Consider the following 22,067-nt stretch of genomic DNA (forward strand, 5'->3'; position numbering starts at 1 on the left):
CTGACCGTCCCCGAGCAGATGGTGCCGGAGCAGTTCGCCCGCACGGCCCGGCGGACGCCCGACGCGGTGGCGGTCGTCGACGGCGCCCGCGAGATCTCCTACGGCGAACTGCATGCCACCACCGAGCGTCTGGCGCGTCACCTGCGCGCTCTCGGCGCCGGGCCGGGAACGCTCGTCGCGGTCGGTGCCGAGCGCTCCCTCGAGATGGTCGTCGGCCTCCTGGGGACGCTGGCGGCCGGCGCCGCGTACGTCCCGCTGGATCTGGCGTATCCCGCCGAACGCACCGAGCTGATCCTCGCCGAGACGGGCGCGCAGATCGTCCTGGCCCGGCGCGACACGTCCGGCGGCCTGCCCGCGGGGGACGCGCGCGTCGTCCTGCTCGACGCACCGGACACCTGGAGCCACGACGAGCACGCACCAGACCCGTCGGACCTCTCGGCCGACGACCTCGCCTATGTGATCTACACGTCCGGATCGACCGGGCGGCCCAAGGGCACCCTGATCGAGCACGGCGCCCTCGCGGCCTACGTCGCCGCCGCACAGCGGCTGTACTCCATCGGCGCGGGCGACCGGGTCGTGCAGTTCTCCTCGCCCGCGTTCGACGCGAGCATTGACGAGCTCATGCCCTGTCTGACCGGAGGCGCCACCCTGGTGTTCGCGGGTGCCGCGACGCCCACCCCGCCCGACCTGCTGAAGGCCTGCGAGAACCTTTCCGCGAACGTCCTGATGCTCCCCACGGCCTACTGGCATGAGCTGGTCGCCACGGTCGAGACCGTTCCGGACGCGCTCCGCCTGATGGTCATCGGCGGCGAGCAGGCACAACCGGGCGCGGTCCGGCGCTGGTTCGAGCTGACCGAAGGCTCCGGCTGCCGGCTGCTCAATGCGTACGGCCCGACGGAGGTCACGGTCGGCTGCACGCTCGCCGAGCTGACCGCCGCCGGGACCGCGCTGTCGCCGCACCGCGTCCCGGTCGGCCGCGCGCTGCCCAACAGCCGTGTCCACGTCCTGGACGACCGGCTGCAGCCGGTGCCGACCGGCGCACCCGGAGAGATCTGCGTGACGGGCCCCTCCCTGGCCCGCGGCTATCTGCGGCAGGCCGGACAGACGGCGAGCCGCTTCGTGGCCGACCCGTTCGCCGAGGAGCCCGGCGCCCGCCTTTACCGGACCGGAGACCTGGGACGGTATCTGCCGGACGGCACCCTCGAGGTGATCGGCCGCGTCGACAAGCAGGTCAAGCTCCGCGGCTTCCGCGTCGAGCCCGGCGAGACCGAGGCGGCCCTGGCGGCCCACCCCGAGGTGCGCGACGCGGTCGTCGACGTGATCGGAAGCGGCACGGACAAGCGGCTCGTGGGCTATGTCGTACCGCGCGGGACACCGCCCGGCCCGAGCGAGCTGAGGGCGTTCCTCCAGCGCTCGCTCCCCGACTTCATGGTGCCCTCGGCGTTCGTGGTCCTGGACGTCCTGCCGCTCACGCCGAGCGGCAAGGTCGACAGGCGCGCGCTGCCCGCGCCCGAGGGCGCACGGCCCGCCCTGGCCACCGCGTTCGTCGCCCCGCGCGGCCCCGTCGAGACCGCCGTCGCCGAGGTGTGGGCCGAGGTGCTGGGCCTGGACCGGGTCGGCGCGCACGACAACTTCTTCGAGCTGGGCGGGGACTCCATCCTGTCCATCCAGGTCGTCGCCCGGCTGCGGCGGCGGGGCCTGGGGCTGTCTCCCAAGCAGCTGTTCGACCACCCGACGATCGCCGAACTGGCCGAGGCCACCGATGCCACCGGCCTCGGGACCGTTCACGCCGAGCAGGGCACCGTGACCGGCGAGGCGCCGCTCACCCCGATCCAGCGCTGGTTCCACGCGCAGGAACTGCCGGACCGGAACCACTACAACCAGTCGGCGCTGCTGGACGTCGAAGGCCTGGACAGGGGTGCCCTCGCCGCAGCGGTCGGGGCCTTGTTTGCCCACCACGACGCGCTGCGCCTGCGCTCCGACGGGAACCGGCAGTGGTTCGCCGAGCCGGACACGCAGGGACTGGAGGACGCCGAGGGCCGCGACGCCGACGACGTCCAGGCGAGCCTGGACCTGGTGAACGGCCCGGTCGCCCGGTTCGTCCTGCTGTCGCCCGGCCGGCTGCTGATCGCGGTCCACCACATGGCCGTCGACGCGGTCTCCTGGCGCATCCTCCTCGAGGACCTCGGCACCGGCTACGACCAGGCCCTGGCCGGGCGCGACGTCCACCTCGGCGCGAAGACCACCTCGTTCAGGCAGTGGGCGCACCGGCTGGCGGAGCTGGCCGGAAGCGGCGAGCTGGACGACGAGGGCGCGTACTGGGAGAGCGTGCCCGTCACCGACGTACCACTGGACTTCCTGGACGGGGAGAACACGATCGACTCCGGCGGCCAGCAGACGGTCCAGCTGGACGCCGAGGAGACCCGGGCCCTGCTGACCGAGGTCCCGGCGGCCTACCGGACGCAGATCAACGACGTGCTGCTCACCGCGCTGGCGCAGACGCTGTCGAGGTGGACGGGCCAGGAGTCGCTCTCCGTCGCGCTGGAGGGCCACGGCCGCGAGGACCTCTTCGACGACGTGGACCTCTCGCGCACGGTGGGCTGGTTCACCTCGCTGTTCCCGGTCGCGCTCACCCCGGGCGGGGACGAGCCGGGAGCCGCCCTGAAGGCCGTCAAGGAGCAGCTGCGCGCGGTGCCGCGGCGCGGCATCGGCCACGGGCTGAAGCACGCGCCCGGCGGGGTGCCCAGCGCCGTCAATTTCAACTACCTCGGGCGTATCGACACCTCGGGGACGGGCGAGGCCGCCGGCGCGCGGGGCACCGCCTTCGCCCCTCTGCCGGAGCCGGCCGGATCCAACACGGCCGCCTCCGGCCGCCGCGCCTGCGCCGTCGAGATCGACGCGGTCGTCAGCGAGGACCGGCTGAGCCTGCTGTGGACGTACTCGCGGAACCTGCACCGCCCCGAGACGATCGCCGCCGTCGCCGACGAGTTCCTCACCCGGCTGCGGGCTCTGATCCGGCACTGCACCGAGCCCGGATCGGGCGGACTGACCCCGGCCGACGTTCCACTGGCGGGCCTCGGCCAGGAGGCGCTCGACCGGCTCGTCCTCGGCGACCGCTCGATCGAGGACATCTACCCGCTGTCCCCGCTCCAGCAGGGCATGCTCTTCCACAGCCTGGCCGACCCCACTTCGGGCGTCTACGTCGAGCAGACCCACTGGAAGCTGGACGGGCTCCTGGACCCCGGCCGCCTGCGCGCCGCGTGGCAGGCCACCCTGGACCGCCATCCGGCGCTGCGCACCTCGATCCTCTGGGAGGGAGTGGACCGCCCCCTTCAGCTCGTGCGCAGGGGAGTGCCGGTTCCGTTCTTCGAGGAGGACCTGCGGGAAGCCACCGCGATCGAGCAGGACGCCCGCGTCCAGGCCGTCAGGGAGGACGACCGCGTCCAGGGAGGGAACCTCGCCGCCCCGCCGCTGATGCGGATCCGGTTGCTGCGGACGGGCGAGACGACCCACCACCTGCTGTGGACCTTCCACCACGTCCACCTGGACGGCTGGAGCGTCAACGCGGTGCTCGGCGAGGTGTTCGGCCGCTACTACGCGCCCGGCCCGTTCCCGGAACGTCCGGTGCGCCCCTACCGCGACTACATCGCATGGCAGGGCGAACAGGACCACGCCGCGGCGGAGTCGTTCTGGCGCGCCAAGCTCCAAGGGGACGACCCCGCCACCTGGTTCGGCATCGCCCAGGCCGACGAGGACCCGGACGAGGAAACACCCGCCGCACAGCCCGGCCACTGGCAGACCGCCCTCCCCTCCGAGCTGACGGCCGCGCTGTCCCGCCTGGCACGGGCACAGCGCCTCACGCCGAGCACCGTGCTCCAAGGCGCCTGGGCCCTGCTCCTGGCGCGGTTCAGCGGCAAGGACGACGTGGCCTTCGGCACCACGGTCTCGGGCCGCCCCGCGGACCTCGCCGGCGTCGAGGACATGGTCGGCATGTTCATCAACACCCTGCCGGTCCGGGTCCGCATCGACGACTCCGAGCCGGTCCGGTCCTGGCTCCGGCGGCTCCAGGGGGAACAGGCCGAACTGCGGCAGTACGAGTACAGCGCGCTGGCCGACCTGCAGCGGTGGAGCGACGCCCCCGCCGGAGAACCCCTCTTCGAGACGCTCTTCGTGTATGAGAACTTCCCCCTCGGAGCGGCGCCGGAGTCCGACCGGACCCAGGAGCTCGCCGTCACCTCCATGAAGACCGCGGAGCACACCAACTACCCGCTGTCGATGGTCGTGGTCCCCGGCGACGGCATCGGACTGCACGCCTTCCACGACGTCGGGCGGATCGACACCGCGACGGTCCAGCGGCTCGCCGAGGCATACCTGCGCCTGCTGGACGGCATCGCTCGTTCCGACGAGTCGACGCTGGTGGCCGATCTCTCCCCGCTGGACGACGCCGAGCACCGTGCGCTGCTTGCCGGGCGCGGCGGGGCGACTCCCGAGCTGCCGGATGTGCCGGTGCATGCTCTGGTCGCCGAGCAGGCGCGGCTGCGGCCGGACGCGGTGGCGGTGGAGTACGACGGCGTCGCGCTCACCTACGGCGAGCTGGACGTGCGCGCCAACCGGCTGGCGGGTGAACTGCGGGCGCGCGGTGTGGACGTGGGCTCCCCCGTCGTGGTCTGCCTGCGGCGGTCGGTGGAGCTGCCGGTGGCGTTGCTGGCCGTGTGGAAGGCCGGTGCGGCGTACGTGCCGCTGGACCCGGACTACCCGGCCGACCGGCTGGCGTTCATGCTCGACGACTCGGGTGCGACGGCGGTGGTGACGGAGCGGTCGTGCCTGGAGCGACTGCCCGCTGTGGCCGCCGAGGTGGCCGTGGTGGTGCTGGACGACGAGGCGGACCGCGCGTCCGTCGAGGCCCGTCCGGTGACGGACCCCGAGTCCGGCGCGGGGCCCGGCGACTTGGCGTATGTGGTGTACACGTCGGGCTCCACGGGCCGGCCCAAGGGCGTGGGAGTCGAACACGCGTCGATCGTCCGACTGGTGTGGGACGCCGACTATGTGCAGCTCGGCCCGGACGCGGTGGTCGCCCAGGCCGCGGACACGTCGTTCGACGCGCTGACGTTCGAGCTGTGGGGTCCGCTGGCCACCGGTGGCCGGGTGGTGGGCCTGTCCCGTGAGGTTCTGCTGTCCCCCGGGGACCTGGTGGCGGAGCTGCGTGCCCGGGGTGTGACGACCCTGTTCGTGACGACGGCCCTGTTCAACCAGGTCGTGGCCGTCGATCCGTCGGCGTTCGGATCCCTGGACAGTCTTCTGTTCGGCGGTGAGGCGGTGGACGCCGGCCGGGTGGCCGAGGTGCTGGCGGCCGAGTCCCCTGCGCGGCTGGTTCATGTCTACGGCCCGACGGAGGCGACGACGTTCGCGTCGTGGCACGAGGTGACGGACGTGGAAGGCCGGACGGTGCCGATCGGCCGCCCGATCGTCCATACGGAGTTGCTGGTCCTCGACGCCCGGCAGCGGCTGGTCCCGGTGGGTGTGACCGGTGAGTTGTACGTGGGCGGGCCCGGTCTCGCGCGGGGCTATCTGGGACGTGCCGGTCTGACCGCCGAGCGGTTCGTGGCGCATCCGTACGCGACCGAACCGGGGGCTCGTCTCTACCGGACCGGTGATCTGGTGCGCCAGTTGCCGGACGGGGCGATCCAGTTCGTGGGCCGCAGCGACCACCAGGTGAAGCTGCGCGGCTTCCGGATCGAGCTGGGTGAGATCGAGGCCGCGTTGAGGGCGCACTCCGCGGTGCGTGACGCGGTCGTGGTCGTGACCGGTGAGGGGCGTGAGCGCCGTCTGGCGGCCTATGTCACCTTCGCCGGGGGCGAGTCGCCGGAGCACGCCGAACTGCGGGCGGCCCTGATGCGGTCGCTGCCGGAGTACATGGTTCCGGCGGTGTTCGTGGTGCTGGAGCACCTGCCGCTGACCCCGAGTGGAAAGCTCGACCGCCGTGCGCTTCCTGCCCCCGAAGCCGTACAGGCCGAGTATGCGGCGGCGCGGACCGACACCGAGGCGATCCTCGCCGAGGTGTGGGCCGAGGCGCTGGGCGTCGAACGGGTCGGCATCCACGACAACTTCTTCGAGCTGGGCGGCGACTCCATCCTGTCCATCCAGGTGGTCGCGCGTGCCCGAGCCAGGGGTGTGGGGATCACGCCGAAGCTGGTGTTCGACCACCCCACGGTCGCGGACCTGGCGTCGGTTGCGGGGGTGGAGTCCGTCCGGGCCGAACAGGGCGTCATCACCGGCGAGGCACCCCTCACGCCCATCCAGTCGTGGTTCTACGGGCTGGACCTGCCGGAGCGGAACCACTTCAACCAGTCGGTGCTGCTCGATGTGACCGGCGTGGAGCGTGCCGCCCTCGACGCGGCCGTCCGGACGCTGATCACCCACCACGACGCGTTGCGCCTGCACTCGGACGGCTCGCGCCAGTGGTTCGCCGAGCCCGACGGCCAGGGGCTGGAGGACGCGGACGGCCGCACGGCCGACGATGTCCAGGCGAGCCTTGATCTGGTGAACGGCCCGGTGGCACGGTTCGTGCGTCTGTCCGAGGACCGGCTGCTGATCGCCATTCACCACATGGCCGTGGACGGAGTGTCGTGGCGGATCCTCCTGGAGGACCTTGCCGCCGCCTACGAGGGCGCCCCCCTGGCCCCCAAGACCACCTCCTTCAAGGAGTGGGCCGAGCGCCTCCGACAGGCGGCCGACCCGGCCGAGGACGCCTACTGGGACACCGTCCCCGCCACTGCCCTGCCCGTTGACCATCCCGGCGGCGAGAACACCGTCGCCTCTGCCGAGTCGGTGGCCGTCGGGCTGGACGAGGCCGAGACCCGAGCACTGCTGACCGAGGTGCCGGCGGCGTACCGGACGCAGATCAACGACGCTCTGCTGACCGCGCTCTCCCAGACCCTGACCGGCTGGACCGGGCAGGACACCGTGACCGTCGCCCTGGAGGGCCACGGCCGTGAGGAGTTGTTCGACGACGTCGACGTCTCCCGCACGGTCGGCTGGTTCACCTCCCTGTTCCCCGTCGCCCTCACCCCGGGTGGCGAAGCTCCGGGTTCGGCGCTGAAGGCGGTCAAGGAACAGCTGCGCGCAGTCCCGCGCCGCGGTGTCGGCTACGGCCTGACCCACGACCTGACCGCCCTGCCCGCCGGAGTGTCCTTCAACTACCTCGGACAACTGGACTCGCTCTCCTCCAGCGGCCCGTTCGGCGCGGTCGCCGAGCCCGCCGGGGCCGTGGCCGCCGGGACGGGGCGTCGCGCGCACCTCATCGATGTCAGCGGTGCGGTCGACGACGGCCGGCTGACCATCGACTGGACCTACTCCGCGAACCTGCACGACCGCGCGACCGTCACCGCACTGGCCGAGGAGTTCGTCTCCCGGCTCCGGGCGCTGGTCGAGCACTGCCTGACCCCGGACGTCGGCGGACTGACGCCGTCCGACGTGCCGCTGGCCGGCCTCGACCAGCACACCCTGGACGCGCTCGCCGACCGCTCGGTCGAGGACATCTATCCGCTGGCCCCGCTGCAGCAGGGCATGCTGTTCCATGCGCTGGCAGAACCCGACTCCGGCCTCTACGTCGAGCAGATCCACTGGCGGCTCGAAGGCGACCTGGACGTCGAACGGCTGCTGGCCGCCTGGCAGGCCACCGTGGAGGACCACGCCATCCTGCGGACCGCGTTCCGGCTCGACGGGGACGGCAGGGCGCTGCAGATCGTCCGTTCGGACGTGCGCGTGCCGTTGGCCCGGCACGACCTTCGAGGCCTGGACGACGCCGCCCAGGCAGAGCGGATCCAGGAGGTGCTGCGGGAGGACCGCGAACGCGGATTCGATCTCGCGGCCGCGCCCCTGCTGAGGCTGTGCCTGCTGCGCACGTCCGCGAAGACCCATCACCTCGTCTGGACGTTCCACCACATTCTGCTGGACGGATGGAGCACCAGCGCGGTCCTGTCGCAGGTCTTCGCACGGTACGGCGACCGGGACCTCCGGCCGACTCCGGCCACTCGCCCGTACCGCGACTTCGTCGCATGGCTGGCCGAGCAGAAGGCACCCGAGGACTACTGGCGACGCGCCCTGGCAGGGTTCACCGAGCGTACGTCGCCGGGCCTTGCGGACCCGCTGTCCGAGCCCGGCCGGCCGGCCGACCACGACGCCGACGACCCGGATCACGCCTCCGAATGGGAGACCCGGCTCGGCGACGAGGCCACCCAGCGGATCAGCGACTTCGCCAAGTCGCAGGGGCTGACCCTGAACACCCTCGTACAGGGCGCCTGGGCCCTCGTCCTGGCCCGCTACAGCGGGCGCGACGACGTGCTGTTCGGGACCACGGTCTCCGGACGGCCGGCGCAGCTGCCCGGAGTCGAGGACATGGTCGGGCTGTTCATCAACACGCTGCCGGTGCGGGTGGGCCTCGATGCCTCGACGCCGGTCGTCGACTGGCTGCGCGAACTCCAGCGGCAGCAGTCCGAACAGCGGCAGTACAGCTACAGCTCGCTGGTCGACGTGCAGCGCTGGAGCGAGATCCCGCCGGGCGAGCAGATGTTCGACTCCCTGCTGATCTTCGAGAACTTCCCGGCGGGGGCCGCGCCCGAGCAGGACGACAGCCGGGAGCTGGCGATCCTGCCGGTGAGCACGAGGGAACGGACGAACTACCCGCTGACCGCGGTCGTCGTCCCCGGCGCGGAACTCTCGGTGAACCTCACCTACGACCGGGACCGTTACGCGGCCGCGGCGGTGGAGCGGCTGGGCCGCCACTATCTGCGGGCGCTGGACCTGATCACCGGGAACCCGGGGGCCGCGCTCGGAGAGCTGTCCCTGGTGGACCCCGAGGAACGGGAGCGGCTGGTCACCGGCTGGAACGCGACGGCACGGGAGGCGGCCCCGTCCACCCTGCCGGAGCTGTTCCGGCGTCAGGTGGCCCGCACCCCGTACGCTCCCGCGGTCGTCGCGGGCGACCGGACGCTGACGTACCGCGAGCTCGACGCGCGGGCCGACCGGATCGCCCGCGGGCTGCGGGCGGAGGGCGTCGCCCCCGGCTCGATCGTCGGCCTGTGCCTGGACCGGGGGATCGACGCCGTGGCCGCAGTGCTCGGTGTGCTGAAGGCAGGCGGCGCCTATCTGCCGCTCGACCCGGCCCACCCGCGGGCCAGGCTGTCCGCCATGCTGGCGGAGGCCGAGGCGGTCCTCCTCGTGACCACGGCCTCGATCACCGAGGCCGGCGGTCTCCCCGAGTTCGCCGGGACGACACTGGACCTGGACCGGGACCTGGAAACCGGCGAACCGGACGGGCCCGACGACGGCGGTGATCCGCCCCTGCCGGCGACGCCCGAGGACGTCGCCTACGTCATCTACACCTCCGGTTCCACCGGACGTCCCAAGGGCGTCATGGTGGAGCACGCGGGCGCGGTCGAGCTCGCCCGGACGCTCGGGGAGCAGCTCGCCGGCCTGGACGGCCCGCGGGTGAGCCTCATGGCGTCGCTCTCCTTCGACGCCTCCGTCCAGCAGCTGCTTCTGTTGCTGCACGGTGCGGCGTTGCACATCGTCCCCGACGAGCTCCGGCGGGACGCGGCGGCCTGCGTCGCCCACATCCGGACGGCGGGTCTCGACCTGATCGACTGCACCCCCACACAGCTCGAGGCGCTGCTGGAGGCCGGGCTCGCGGGTCCGCTCCGGATCTGGGTGGGCGGCGAGCGCGTCGGCGAGGGGCTGTGGCGCAGGCTCGCCGACGCCCCCGGGCTGTCGGCGGTGAACATGTACGGCCTCACCGAATGCACCGTGGACAGCACCCTGGCCCCGGTGGACGGGAGTCGCACACCGTCGATCGGGCGCCCGATGCCCGGTACCCGCGTCTACGTGCTCGACGGACGGCTGGAACCGGTGCCCGTCGGCGTGGTCGGTGAGATCTGCATCGGCGGGACCGGTGTGAGCCGCGGCTATCTGCACCGTCCCGGGGCGACGGCCGAGCGCTTCGTCGCGGACCCGTACGGCGGACGGGGCGCCCGGCTGTACCGCACGGGGGACCTGGGCCGCTGGCGGACCGACGGGACCCTCGAGTACATCGGCCGGGCCGACCAGCAGGTGAAGGTCCGGGGCTTCCGGATCGAGCCGGCCGAGATCGAGGCGGCGCTGCTCACCCATCCCGCCGTGCGGGAGGCCGTGGTGATGGCCGACGACGACCGTCTGACGGCCTACCTGACGACGGCGGCGCAGACCGAGGCGCCCGCGGTCGGCGAGCTGCGCGCCCACCTGCGGCAGAGCCTGCCGGACTTCATGCTGCCGGCCGCCTTCGTGGCACTGGAGGAGCTGCCCCGGACACCGAACGGCAAGCTCGACCGTTCCGCGCTCGTCCCGTCCGGCGAGGCGAGGCTGGGCACGGGCGCCGTCCATGTCGCCCCGCGCACGCCCACCGAGCGGACCCTGGCCGGCATCTGGGCGGATGTCCTCGGCGTCGAACGTGTCGGCGTCCACGACAACTTCTTCGAACTCGGCGGGGACTCCATCCTGTCCCTGCAGGTGGTGACCCGCGCCGGCGGTCAGGGTGTCGTGCTGACCCCCAAGCTCGTCTTCGAGTATCCGACCGTCGCCCTGCTCGCCGAGGCGGCGGCCGGCGCCACGGCCTCCGCCGAGGCCGGGGCAGGCCCCGCCGATGCGCTGGATCACTACCGGACCGAGTGGGAGCGGCAGGCCGGTCCCCACCCCGAAGTGACGGACGCCTATCCGCTCTCGCCGCTCCAGCACGGCATGCTCTTCCACGCCCTGGCGGCGCCGGAGGCGGGCATGTACGTCGAGCAGATCCACTGGCGCCTGGATGGTTCGCTCGACGCGGACCGGATGCGCGACGCCTGGCAGCGGATGCTGGACCGGCACCCGGTGCTGCGCACGGCGATCTGGAACCCCGCCTCGGGCCAGGCCCTTCAGCTGGTCCACGGCCGGGTCGCGGTCCCGTTCCACGAGCACGACCTGACCGGTGCCGCGGAGCAGGAGCAGCAGCGGCTGATCCGGGAACTGCTCGACGAGGACCGGCGCCGCGGATTCGACTTCTCGGCGGCGCCGCTGCTGCGCATCCATCTCGTCCGGACCGCGGACGACACCCACCACCTGCTGTGGAGCTTCCACCACATGCTGCTGGACGGGTGGAGCGTCAACACCGTGCTGGCGGAGGTGTTCGGCGTCTACGCCGCTCCGGAGGGGGCGGCGGGCGACGTGCTCCCTCCGGTGCGCCCGTTCCGCGACTACATCGCCTGGCTCGACCGGCAGGACCCCGACGCCGCGCAGACCTACTGGCAGCGGGCGCTGGCCGGCTTCGACACCGCCACCCCCCTCGGCGTCGACCGTCCGGCCCGGCCCGGCCTGCCGCAGACACCGCCGGGCGAGTGGGAGGTGTCGCTGTCGGAGGCCGACACCGTGTCCGTCACCGACGCCGCCCGCTCGGGCCGGTGGACGCTGAACACGCTGGCCCAGGCGGCGTGGGCGGTGCTGCTCGGCCGGTACGGAGGCGAGCGCGACGTGGTGTTCGGCACCGTCGACGCCGGACGCCCGGCCTCGCTGACCGGGGTCGAGGACATGGTCGGCCTGTTCATGAACACCCTCCCGGTCCGGGTCCGGCTGGACGACGCCGAGCGGGTGGCGGACTGCCTGGACCGGCTGCAGCGGGACCAGGCGCAGGCCCGGGAGTACGGCCACAGCCCGCTGGTGTCGGTGCAGCGGTGGAGCGACGTCCCGCCGAACGAGCCGCTCTTCGAATCCCTCCTGGTCTTCGAGAACGTCCCGTTCGGCGCGCTGCCCGAGGAAGCGTCCGAACTCGACCTCCGTCTGACCTCGATCGACATGCGGGAACACATCAACTACCCGCTGTCGATCGCGCTCGTGGGCGGGGAGCGGTTCACCTGCCACCTCTACTACGACCAGCGGCGCTTCACCGCCGAGGCCGTCCGGAAACTGACCGACGACTTCCTGGCCCTGCTGCTGGAGATCGCGCGGCGGCCGGACGCGCAGGTCGCTGAGCTGTCCCCGCTGTCCCCCCAGGACGTCCGGACGCTGCTGGCCCGCGGACGCGGACCCGACGCCGCGACCCGGCCGACGCTCGTGCCGGCCCGGCTGGCCGAGATCTCACGCGCCCAGCCGGACGCCGTGGCCCTGGAGACCACGGACGGCACCATGATCAGCCACCGCGAGCTGGACGCCCGGGTGCGCGGGGTGGCCGCGGCCCTGCGCGCCCGCGGCGTCGGTGCCGAGGAACCCGTCGCGGTCCTGCTGGAGCGCTCGGTGGACTGGGCGGTCGCCGTGCTCGGGGTCCTGCGGGCCGGGGCCATGTACGTGCCGCTGGATCCGCGGTACCCGGACGACCGGCTCGCCCTGTATCTCCAGGACACCGGGGCCCGTACCGTCCTGACCTCGACTGAGCTGGCGCCCCGCGTGACCGGCCCGGCGGTGGCCCTCGCGATCGGTGACTGTCCCGCGGTACCCGGCGACGGTCCGCTCGACATCACACCGGACCGGCTGGCGTACGTCATGTATACGTCGGGCTCGACCGGGCGTCCCAAGGGCGTGCTCGTCGAGCACGGCGGCCTGGCCAACCTCATCTCCGCCGACATCGACGAGTTCGGCCTGGACGAGAACAGCAGGGTGCTCAGCTTCGCGCCGCTCGGCTTCGACCTGTCGGTCCAGGAGCTGCTGATGACCCTCTGCGCGGGCGGGCGGCTGATCCTGGCCCCGCAGGACCAGCTGCTGCCCGACCAAGGGCTCGCCGGGATCCTCCGCGAACACCGGGTCACCCATCTGCAGATGCCGCCGCAGGCCTGGGCGGGCCTGGACCCGCACACCGTGCCCGACCTGCGGACCGTGCTGACCGGTTCCGACCGGGTGCCCGCCGAGCTCACGGCGGCATGGGCGGGCAAGCAGGTGCTCAACGTGTACGGGTCCACCGAGGCCACCGCCGACAGCACCGTCCATCTGTGCGACCCGGAGGACGGCGACACACCGCCCGTCGGCCGGCCGATCGCGGGGACCCGCGTCTACCTGCTCGACGACCGCGCGGAGCTGGTGCCGCCCGGCACCGTCGGAGAGATCTGCCTGGGCGGGGTCGGGGTGGCCCGCGGCTACCTGGGGCAGCCGGGACTGACGGCCGCGAAGTTCACGGCCGACCCGTTCGGCGATGTCCCGGGCGCCCGGCTGTACCGCACCGGTGACCTCGGCAGGTGGCGTGCCGACGGCGTCCTGGAGTTCCTCGGCCGCGCCGACCACCAGGTGAAGGTGCGCGGCTTCCGGGTCGAGCTCGGCGAGGTCGAGGCCGCACTCCTGCGGCGGCCCGAGGTGCGCAACGCGATCGTGGTCGCCCGCGAGCGCAGGCTCGTCGCCTACGTCGTACCGGAGATGGCGCCCCTGGACACCGCCCGGCTCAGGGACGGGCTGCGCGACGTCCTGCCCGACCACATGGTGCCCTCCGTGATCGTGCCCCTGGAGACCCTGCCGCTCACCACCTCCGGCAAGATCGACCGCCGGGCGCTGCCGGACCCCAAGGAGCTGCGGACCGGCCGGGCCGCCACCCTGCCGCGCAACCCGACCGAGGAGATCGTCGCGGCGGTGTGGGCCGACGTCCTGGAACTGCCGTACGTCGGGGTCGAGGAGTCCTTCTTCGACCTGGGCGGTGACTCCATCGTCTCCATCCAGCTGGCCGCCCGGCTGTCGGCCGCGCTCGGTGCCGAGATCGCACTCCGGGACGTCTTCGCCGCGCCGACCGTCGCGGAGCAGGCCGCCCTGGTACGCGGCAGGAAGGGCAGGCGGCTGCCGCCGCTCGTCCCCGTCGACCGCGACGCGGACCTCGCGCTGTCGTACAACCAGCGGCGGCTGTGGTTCGTGGAGCAGCTCCACCCCGGCACCGCCGGGTACAACACCGGCACGACCCTGCGGCTGCGCGGGCGGCTCGACCGGGAGGCCCTGCGCGGCGCGCTCGACACGCTGATCGACCGTCACGAGGTGCTGCGCACCCGCTACGCGACGGTCGGCGACGAACCCGTCCAGGTGATAGAGCGGCCCTCGCCGGCCGTTCTCAGCGAGTACGAGGTGACGGGCCCGGACGCGGACGAGCAGGCGCGGAGCATCGTGACCGAGCAACTCGACCGCCCCTACGACCTGGCCGCGGGCCCGCTGCTGCGGTGCTCCCTGGTGCGCCTCGGCGACGACGACCACATCCTGACGCTCGGCCTGCACCACAGCGTGTGCGACGGCTGGTCGCTGGGCGTCCTCATATCCGAGCTGACCACCGTGTACGCCGCCCTCACGGCGGGCGAGCCCGCGGCACTGCCGCCGCTGCCGGTGCAGTACGCCGACTACGCGGCCTGGCAGCGGCAGTGGCTGTCCGGCGACGAGCTCGCCGCGCAGCGCGACGCCTGGCTGGCCGAGCTGTCCGGCATGCCCCCGGTGCTGGAGCTGCCCGTCGACCGGCCCCGGCCCGCGGTGGCCGGAATGGGGGGTGCCACGCACACCTTCACCGTTCCGGAGGAGCTGTCCCGGCGGCTCACCGCCCTCGGACGGCACCACGACGCGACGCCGTTCATGGTGCTGCTCGCCGCGTACACGGCGCTGCTGGGACGCTGGAGCGGTCAGGAGGACTTCGCCGTCGGGGTGCCGATCGCCGGTCGCGACCGTCCCGAGACCCAGGACCTGGTGGGCTTCTTCGTCAACACCCTCGTCATGCGCGGCGACCTGGGCGGCGACCCCGGTTTCGACGCGCTGCTGGACCGGGTGCGCGCGACCGCGCTGCGGGCCTACGACCACCAGGACATGCCCTTCGAGCTGCTGGTGGAGGAGCTGGCCCCGACCCGGAGCCTGGACCGCCACCCGCTGTTCCAGACGGTGTTCTCGCTGCAGAACGTGCCCGGCGGCCACATCCGTCCGCCCGGTCTGGAGCTGGAGCCGTTCGAACTGCCCGTCACCACCACCAACTTCGACCTCAGCCTGCACATGGTGACCTCCGACGAGGGCTTCGCCGGGGTCTTCGAGTACGCCACCGAGCTGTTCGACGAGGAGACCGTCGAGCTGCTGTCGCAACGCTTCGTGCGGCTGCTGGAGGCCGTCGCGGACCGCCCCGGGACCGCCCTGTCCGACCTGCCCCTGCTGTCGGCCGAGGAGCGGGCGGAGGCGGAACGCGGCGCACGCGGGCCCGTCGTGCCGCTGCCTCCCGAGGCGCTGCACGAGCTGGTCGCGGCGCAGGCGCGGCAGCGTCCGGACGCGGTGGCCGTCGAGTTCGACGGCCGGGAGCTGACCTACGCCGGGCTCGTCGCGGACGCCAACCGGCTGGCCTGGCGGCTGCGTGCCGCCGGGGTGCGCGACGGCGACCTCGTCGGGGTCTGCGTCGAGCGGTCGCTCGACCTTCCCGTCGTCCTGCTCGCCGTGCTCACGGCGGGCGCCGCCTATGTTCCGCTCGACCCGCAGTACCCGGGCGCACGGCTGGCGCTGATGACGGAGGACGCCGGGGCGTCGGTGATCGTCACCCAGCGCCGGCTGCGCGACCGGCTCCCGGGCACGGACGCGACGGTCGTCGTCCTGGAGGACCCGGCGGAGGGGGAGGGTGACGTCCGCGACGACGCGCCCGCCACCGGCGCGAGTCCCGACTCGGCGGTCTACGCGATGTTCACCTCCGGATCGACGGGCCGCCCCAAGGGCGTGCTGGTCGACCACCGGGCGGTGATCCGCCTGATCACCGGTCAGGAGTTCGCTCGGCTCGGTCCGGACGAGACCCTGGTGCAGCTCGCACCCGTCGCCTTCGACGCCTCGACCCTCGAGCTGTGGGGCGCGCTCGCGCACGGCGCCCGGCTGCTGGTCGCCCCTCCCGGCGCGACGGGCGTCGACGGCTTGCGCGAGCTGCTGGCCGGACGCGAGGTGAGCGTGCTCTGGCTGACCTCCTCGCTGTTCAACGTCGTCGTCGACGAGGACCCCCAGGTGCTGTCGGGCGTGCGGGAACTGCTCATCGGGGGTGAGGCACTGTCGGCCCACCACGTCCGGGCCGCCCTCGACGCGCTGCCCGCGATCCGCATCGTCAACGGCTACGGGCCGACGGAGAGCACCACCTTCGCCTGCTGCCACCCGATCTCCCGCGATCTGGACCCACTGGCCGGACCGATCCCGATCGGACGGCCGATCGCGGGCACCGAGGCGTGGGTCCTCGACGCCGCGATGAACTCCGTGCCCCGGGGCACCACCGGGGAGCTGTACCTGGGCGGGGCGGGACTGGCCCGCGGGTACCTGGGCAGGCCCGGCCTGACGGCGCGGAGCTTCGTGCCCCACCCGTTCGCGGCCGGACCCGGCGAGCGGCTCTACCGCACCGGCGACCTGGTGCGCCACCGCCCCGACGGCACGCTGGAGTTCATCGGCAGGGCCGACGAGCAGATCAAGGTGCGAGGCTTCCGGGTCGAGCCCACCGAGATCGAGACGGTCCTCAAGACCCACCCCGGGGTGCGGGACGCCGCCGTCCTCGCGCACGGCCATGGCGGTGCCCGGCACCTCGCCGCGCACCTCGTGCTCGACGAGCGTGCCCCGGGTGTTCCCGAACTCCGTGCCCACCTCGCGGAAGTGCTGCCGGAGCACATGATCCCGGCGGCGTTCCATGCCCTGCCCGCCCTGCCGCTGACGCCCAGCGGCAAGGTCGATCGGCAGAAACTGGCCGCGCTCGGCGTCCAGGGACCGCTGCAGGCGGAGTACGTGGCGCCGGGCACCGCCACCGAGGAGCTCGTGGCCGCGCTGTGGGGCGAACAACTGGGCCTGGACCGCGTCGGCGCCGCGGACGACTTCTTCGCGGTGGGCGGCCACTCGCTGGCCGCGATCCGGCTGCTGACCCGGATCGAAGCGGTCACCGGAGTCCGGCTCCCGGTACGGGAGGTGTTCGCCCGGCCGACCGTCGCCGAGCTCGCGGCCGAGATCGACCGCCGGGGCACCGGCAGCGGTGAACCCGGGCCCGCGGACCGGATCGTGACGTTCAGCGCCGGCTCCCGGCTGCCCCGGGTGGTGTTCGTCCACCCGGCCGGTGCCAGTGCCTACCCGTACCTGGAACTGGCCCGGGAGCTCGGCGACGACCGGACGGTCCTCGGCATCCAGGCCCCCGAACTGGACGGCGGCCGGACCGAAGGGCGGACCATCGAGGAGATGGCGGCCGCGTACGCCGACCTGCTCCTGGACCTGCCGGGGGAGGAGCCGGGAGCCGTGCCGCCGACCGTGCTGGCCGGCTGGTCGCTGGGCGGTGTGCTGGCGCTGGAGATGGCCCGCAGGCTGCGGGCCGCCGGGCACGAACCGCCGTTGGTGGCCCTGCTCGACAGCTCGCTGCCACCCGCCCTGACCTCCTCGGCCGCATCCGAGCTGACCCCCGAGGACCGGGCCCTGCTCGACGACCCCGAGGTCCCCGAGCCGATCCGCGTACTGGCCCGCCGCCAGCTCGACGCCTACCACTCCTACCAGCCCGCCCCGTTCGACGGACGCGTGCTGCTGTTCGTCGCGGGCCTGGAGGACGACGGCAGCCCGCGGCCGGAGTCCACGGCCACCAAGGCCGCCTGGGCTCCCGTGCTGACGGGGGAGACCGAGGAGGAGAACGTGGCCGCCGGCCACGCATCCCTGATGTCGGGCGAGGCCGTCCAGGCCGTCGCCCGAGCACTGCGCGAACGGCTGAGGCAGTTGTGAGCCGTCGCGTGTCCGTTGAGAAAACCCTGACGAGGAGTGAAATGAGCACCAGGAACGACGTCGACACCCGCACCTACACCGTTCTCCGCAACGAGAAGGGCGAACACTCCCTCTGGCTGGAGAACAAGGAGGTTCCGCTCGGCTGGGAGCGTCTCGACTTCACCGGAACCGTCGAGGAGTGCTCCGCCTACGTCGACAAGGTCTGGTATGTCGGCCCGAAGCGGAAGGGCTGACGTGCAGAACCGCCGTTCGAAGACAGTCCCGCCGGCCCGTGCCGCCACCGGCGCCACGGGTCCGGCGGGCCCGTCCCGCCCGCACGACGTCTACGTCCTCAGCGAGGACGAGAGCCGCCTGCTCGACGAGATCGCCGCGGAGGTCGCCACGGCGTACGACAACGTGGAGGACCCGCGCTTCATAGCCGACGCGCGGCTGTTCGCCCAGCGGCTGCCCTTCGGTCTGCGCCGGTGGATCGAACAGGTCCGGCTGAGCGCGGACCTCGGAAGCTTCCGCATCCGCGGGCACCGGTTGCGCGACGCCGACCTGCCGCCGACTCCGCCGGAGTTCGAACGGGAGCCGTCGCGGCCGGCGCTGCCGCCGGAGGTGTGCCTGGTGCTGTTCGGTGTCCTGCTCGGCGACGTGTTCGGCTGGGAGACCCAGCAGGCGGGGAGACTGGTGCACGACATCGTGCCCAGCGAGCAGGAGCAGAAGTCGCAGACCAGCGCGAGCAGCGCGGTCGAGCTGGGCTGGCACACCGAGGACGCCTTCCACCCGTACCGGGCCGACTATCTGGGGCTGGCCTGCGTGCGCAACCCCGACCGGGTGCCGACCACGCTGGCGGAACTGCGCTCGCTGGAACTCTCCGAGCGCACCCGGTCCGTGCTGAGCCAGCCGCGCTTCCACCAGAGGCCGGACACCTCGCACAGCCCCACGGGCTCCGACGACGTCGGCGCGTGGTCCGACCCGCCGCTCGCCCGGGTGCTGTCGGGAATGGCGGGCAGTCGGTCGCTGTGTGTCGACGCCGATTTCACCGTGGCCGCGGACGACCAGGACACGGAGGCGGAGTCGGCTCTGGAGGAGCTGAAAAGGGAGATCGAGAGCAAGCTCGGCGACCTCGTTCTGGAGCCCGGGGACTATCTGTTCCTGGACAACCAGCGCTGTGTCCACGGCCGGCGCCCGTTCCGGGCTCGTTTCGACGGCACGGACCGTTGGCTCAAGCGGGTGAGCGTGACACGGGACCTGCGGCGCATGGCGGAATCGGGAGTGACCGCCACCAAGCGGACCGCCCGCGCTGTCTTGGCGAGCTGACGAACGAGGGATAGGTGAGGGGAACAGGATGGGTGACGTGCGAATGGCCGAGGAACTTCCGGCCGGGACGGGAAAGGAGAAGCAGCCGGACACCGCCGAGGAGCAGTTCGATCCCGCGGGCTTAAAGGCACTGCTGAGGTTCGCCAGGCCCTACCGGGGGGCACTCCTCGTGGGTATCGGCCTAGGTCTGCTCGGCTCGGGCGCCGCGCTGGCCCAGCCTCTGGCAGCACGTGAGGTGCTGGAGCGGGTTGGTCAGGACGGAGGCCTGCTGAGGCCCATCCTGCTTCTCGTCGCTCTGGTGCTGGGCGGCGCCGCGCTGTCCGGTATCCAGTTGTTCATCCTGGAGCGCTCGGGGGAGCGCATGGTTCTGGGACTGCGACTGACGCTGGTGCGCCGGCTGCTGCGGCTGCGCATGAAGGAGTACGACCGCCGTTCGGTCGGCGACCTGCTGTCCACCGCCGGAGCCGACACCACCTTGCTGCGGTCGGTCATCACGGCCAACGTGCTGGACGCGGTGTCCTCCGTGGTGATGCTCGTCGGCGCGATCGCGTTGATGGCCTACCTGGACTGGGTGCAACTGGTGTCGGTGCTGGCGGTCCTGCTGGTCGTCGGCCTCGGTGTGGTGCCCGCGCTGAGCCGGATCAAGACCGCCACCGAGAGGGCTCAGGAAGGGCTGGGGCAGATGACCGCCGGCCTGGAGCGGGCCCTGGGCGCCATCCGCACGGTGAAGGCCAGCGTGTCCGAGGAGCGCGAGTCCGAGCGGATCAGTGAGTGGGCCCGCACCTCGTACACGGCGGGCGTGCGGTCGGTCAAACTGGACGCGGTCGTCGGCGTCGCCAGCGGCCTCGCCGTGCAACTGTCGTTCCTGATGGTCCTCGGCGTCGGCGGTGTGCGCGTGGCCAACGGGAGCATCTCGGCCGCCGACCTGGTGGCCTTCCTGCTCTACATCCTGTATCTGGCCTCCCCGATCATGATCATCGTGGGTGCGGTCACCCAGCTGCAGAAGGCCTCGGCCGCCACCGCCCGCATCGCGGCGGTGAACGACATGGAGGTCGAGCCGATGCCCGGCAGCGCGGCGCCCGTGGTCGGCGACGCCGTCCCGCTCGCCGGGAGCGGCGGCACCGCCGGGCCGGCCGCGCTGTCGAGCGGCCCGCCCTCGTCGGTGACGTTCGAGAACGTGAGCTTCGGCTACCGCGAGGACGTCCCCGTACTCAGGGACGTGTCCTTCCACATCCCGGCCGGCGCCAAGGCGGCGCTGGTGGGCCCCTCCGGCGTCGGGAAAACCACCGTTCTGGCCATGCTCGAACGCTTCTACGAGCCCGAGACGGGCCGTGTCCTGCTCGGCGACCGCGATCTGGCGGACATCCCGCTCAACGAGCTGCGCCGCCAGATCGGCTATGTGGAGCAGGAGGCCCCGGCACTGGCGGGCACGCTGCGCGAGAACCTGCTCTACACCGCGCCGGCCACCACCGACGACCAGCTGAACGCGGTGGTGGAGGCCAGCCGCCTGGGCGCACTGGTCCGCCGGCTTCCCGACGGCCTGGACACCGAGATCGGTGATCGCGGCACGCAGCTGTCCGGTGGCGAGCGCCAGCGGCTGGCCATCGGCCGCCTCCTGCTGAGCCGGCCCCGGCTGGTGCTGCTGGACGAGGCGACCTCGCAGCTCGACTCGGTCAACGAGGCGGCGCTGCGTGAAGCGATCGAGGAGCTCGCCGCGGGCTGCACGATGATAGTGATCGCCCACCGGCTGTCCACGGTCGCGGCCTCCGACGTGATCGTGCTGCTGGACCACGGCGGCGTCCGCAGGACCGGCACCCACGACGAGCTCATGGCCGAGGACGAGCTCTACCGGGACCTGGCGCGGGGGCAACTGCTCAGCGGCGACCGTGCCGTCACCGCCGGGTCCCCGGTGCCCGCGGAGGTGGACGGGTGAGCGGGCGGCGCAGCCAGGTGCGGGTGCCGACGGGCGGCACCACGCTCAAGGCCGAGGTCACCGGTGCCGGCGAGCCGGTCGTGATGGTGATGGGCAGCGGCGCGGCCGGACGGGTCTGGCACCTCCACCAGGTGCCGGCGCTGGTGGCGGCCGGATACCAGGTCGTGACGTTCGACAGCCGTGGCCTGTCGCCCGAGGACACCGGTGACTTCACCCTGGCGGACATGGTCGACGACACCATCGCGCTGATCGAGCACTTCGGATTCACCCGCTGCCGGCTGGTGGGGTTCTCGCTCGGCGCGATGATCGTTCAGGAGCTGCTGGTCAGGCGGCCCGATCTGGTCGGCCGGGCCGTACTGATGGCCACGCGCGGCCGGACCGACGCCATGCGCCTGGCCCTGTCACGGGCCGAGCGGGACCTGTACGACGCCAAGGTGGAACTGCCCGCCGGGTACCGCGCGACGGTTCAGATGATGCGCTACCTGAGCCATCGCACGGTGGACGACGAGGATGCCGCGCGCTTCTGGCTGGAGGTCTTCGAGATCCCCGAGGGGACCATGCCCGGGCTGCGGCGCCAGCTGGAACTCGACGAGCTCCCGGACCGGTTGCCGGCTTATCGCACCATCTCCACACCCACCCTGGTGATGGGCTTCGCAGACGACCTACTCTGCCCGCCGCACATGGTCCGCGAGGTCGCCGACGCCATTCCGGGCGCCCGGTACCTGGAGGTCGTCGGCTGCGGGCATCTCGGCTACATGGAGCAGTCCGGGCAGGTGAACCGCCACCTGCTGGAGTTCCTGGTTTCCTGACGCCGCCTCCTCCCCCTCGGGCGTCAACCACGTTTGACACCCGAGGGGGTGTCAACTAAAGTTGCGTCCATGGACAGCGACGAGCTCACCGGGCTTGCACAACGCACCGGAGACGGCGATCCGATCGAGGCTCTGGCCGCGATCGCCGAACTGCGGAAGGTGCTGGAACGTCAGGAGGCGGTGCTGGTCAGAAGGGCACGCACTCAGGGCAGGAGTTGGGCCCGGATCGCCGAGGTCCTCGGCGTGAGCAGGCAGGCCGTGCACAAGAAGCACGGAGGCCGCAGGCTCTTCCGCAGCGACGACTGAACACTCCCTCATCACCG

The 22,067-nt window shown here is 72.6% G+C and carries 6 protein-coding genes; all 6 read left to right on the forward strand.

What is annotated here, in order from left to right; genetic code table 11:
- Positions 1–18: 18 nt before the first annotated feature.
- A complete protein-coding gene (locus tag OHT21_RS30495; RefSeq protein ID WP_328774279.1) occupies positions 19–17,697 on the forward strand; it encodes a non-ribosomal peptide synthase/polyketide synthase in 17,679 nt (5,892 codons plus the stop codon).
- A 41-nt stretch (positions 17,698–17,738) separates the two neighbouring features.
- Positions 17,739–17,930 (forward strand): MbtH family NRPS accessory protein, encoded by a 192-nt coding sequence (locus OHT21_RS30500; protein WP_190163758.1) that lies wholly within the window; start codon positions 17,739–17,741, stop codon positions 17,928–17,930.
- Between the two features lies 1 nt (position 17,931).
- The gene (gene gntD / locus OHT21_RS30505) at positions 17,932–19,002 is read left to right on the forward strand and encodes a guanitoxin biosynthesis L-enduracididine beta-hydroxylase GntD (protein ID WP_328771482.1); all 1,071 of its coding nucleotides are present in this window, start codon (positions 17,932–17,934) and stop codon (positions 19,000–19,002) included.
- Positions 19,003–19,030: 28 nt separating this feature from the next.
- Positions 19,031–20,935: an ABC transporter ATP-binding protein gene (locus OHT21_RS30510; RefSeq protein WP_328771483.1), complete on the forward strand. Its 1,905-nt coding sequence runs from the start codon at positions 19,031–19,033 to the stop codon at positions 20,933–20,935.
- Positions 20,936–21,018: 83 nt separating this feature from the next.
- On the forward strand, positions 21,019–21,744 hold the full coding sequence (locus tag OHT21_RS30515; RefSeq protein WP_443050681.1) for an alpha/beta fold hydrolase: 726 nt from the start codon (positions 21,019–21,021) through the stop codon (positions 21,742–21,744).
- A gap of 69 nt (positions 21,745–21,813) precedes the next feature.
- Positions 21,814–22,050 (forward strand): hypothetical protein, encoded by a 237-nt coding sequence (locus OHT21_RS30520; RefSeq protein WP_328771485.1) that lies wholly within the window; start codon positions 21,814–21,816, stop codon positions 22,048–22,050.
- Positions 22,051–22,067: the final 17 nt, after the last annotated feature.

The organism is Streptomyces sp. NBC_00286 (assembly GCF_036173125.1).
GTDB lineage: Bacteria > Actinomycetota > Actinomycetes > Streptomycetales > Streptomycetaceae > Streptomyces.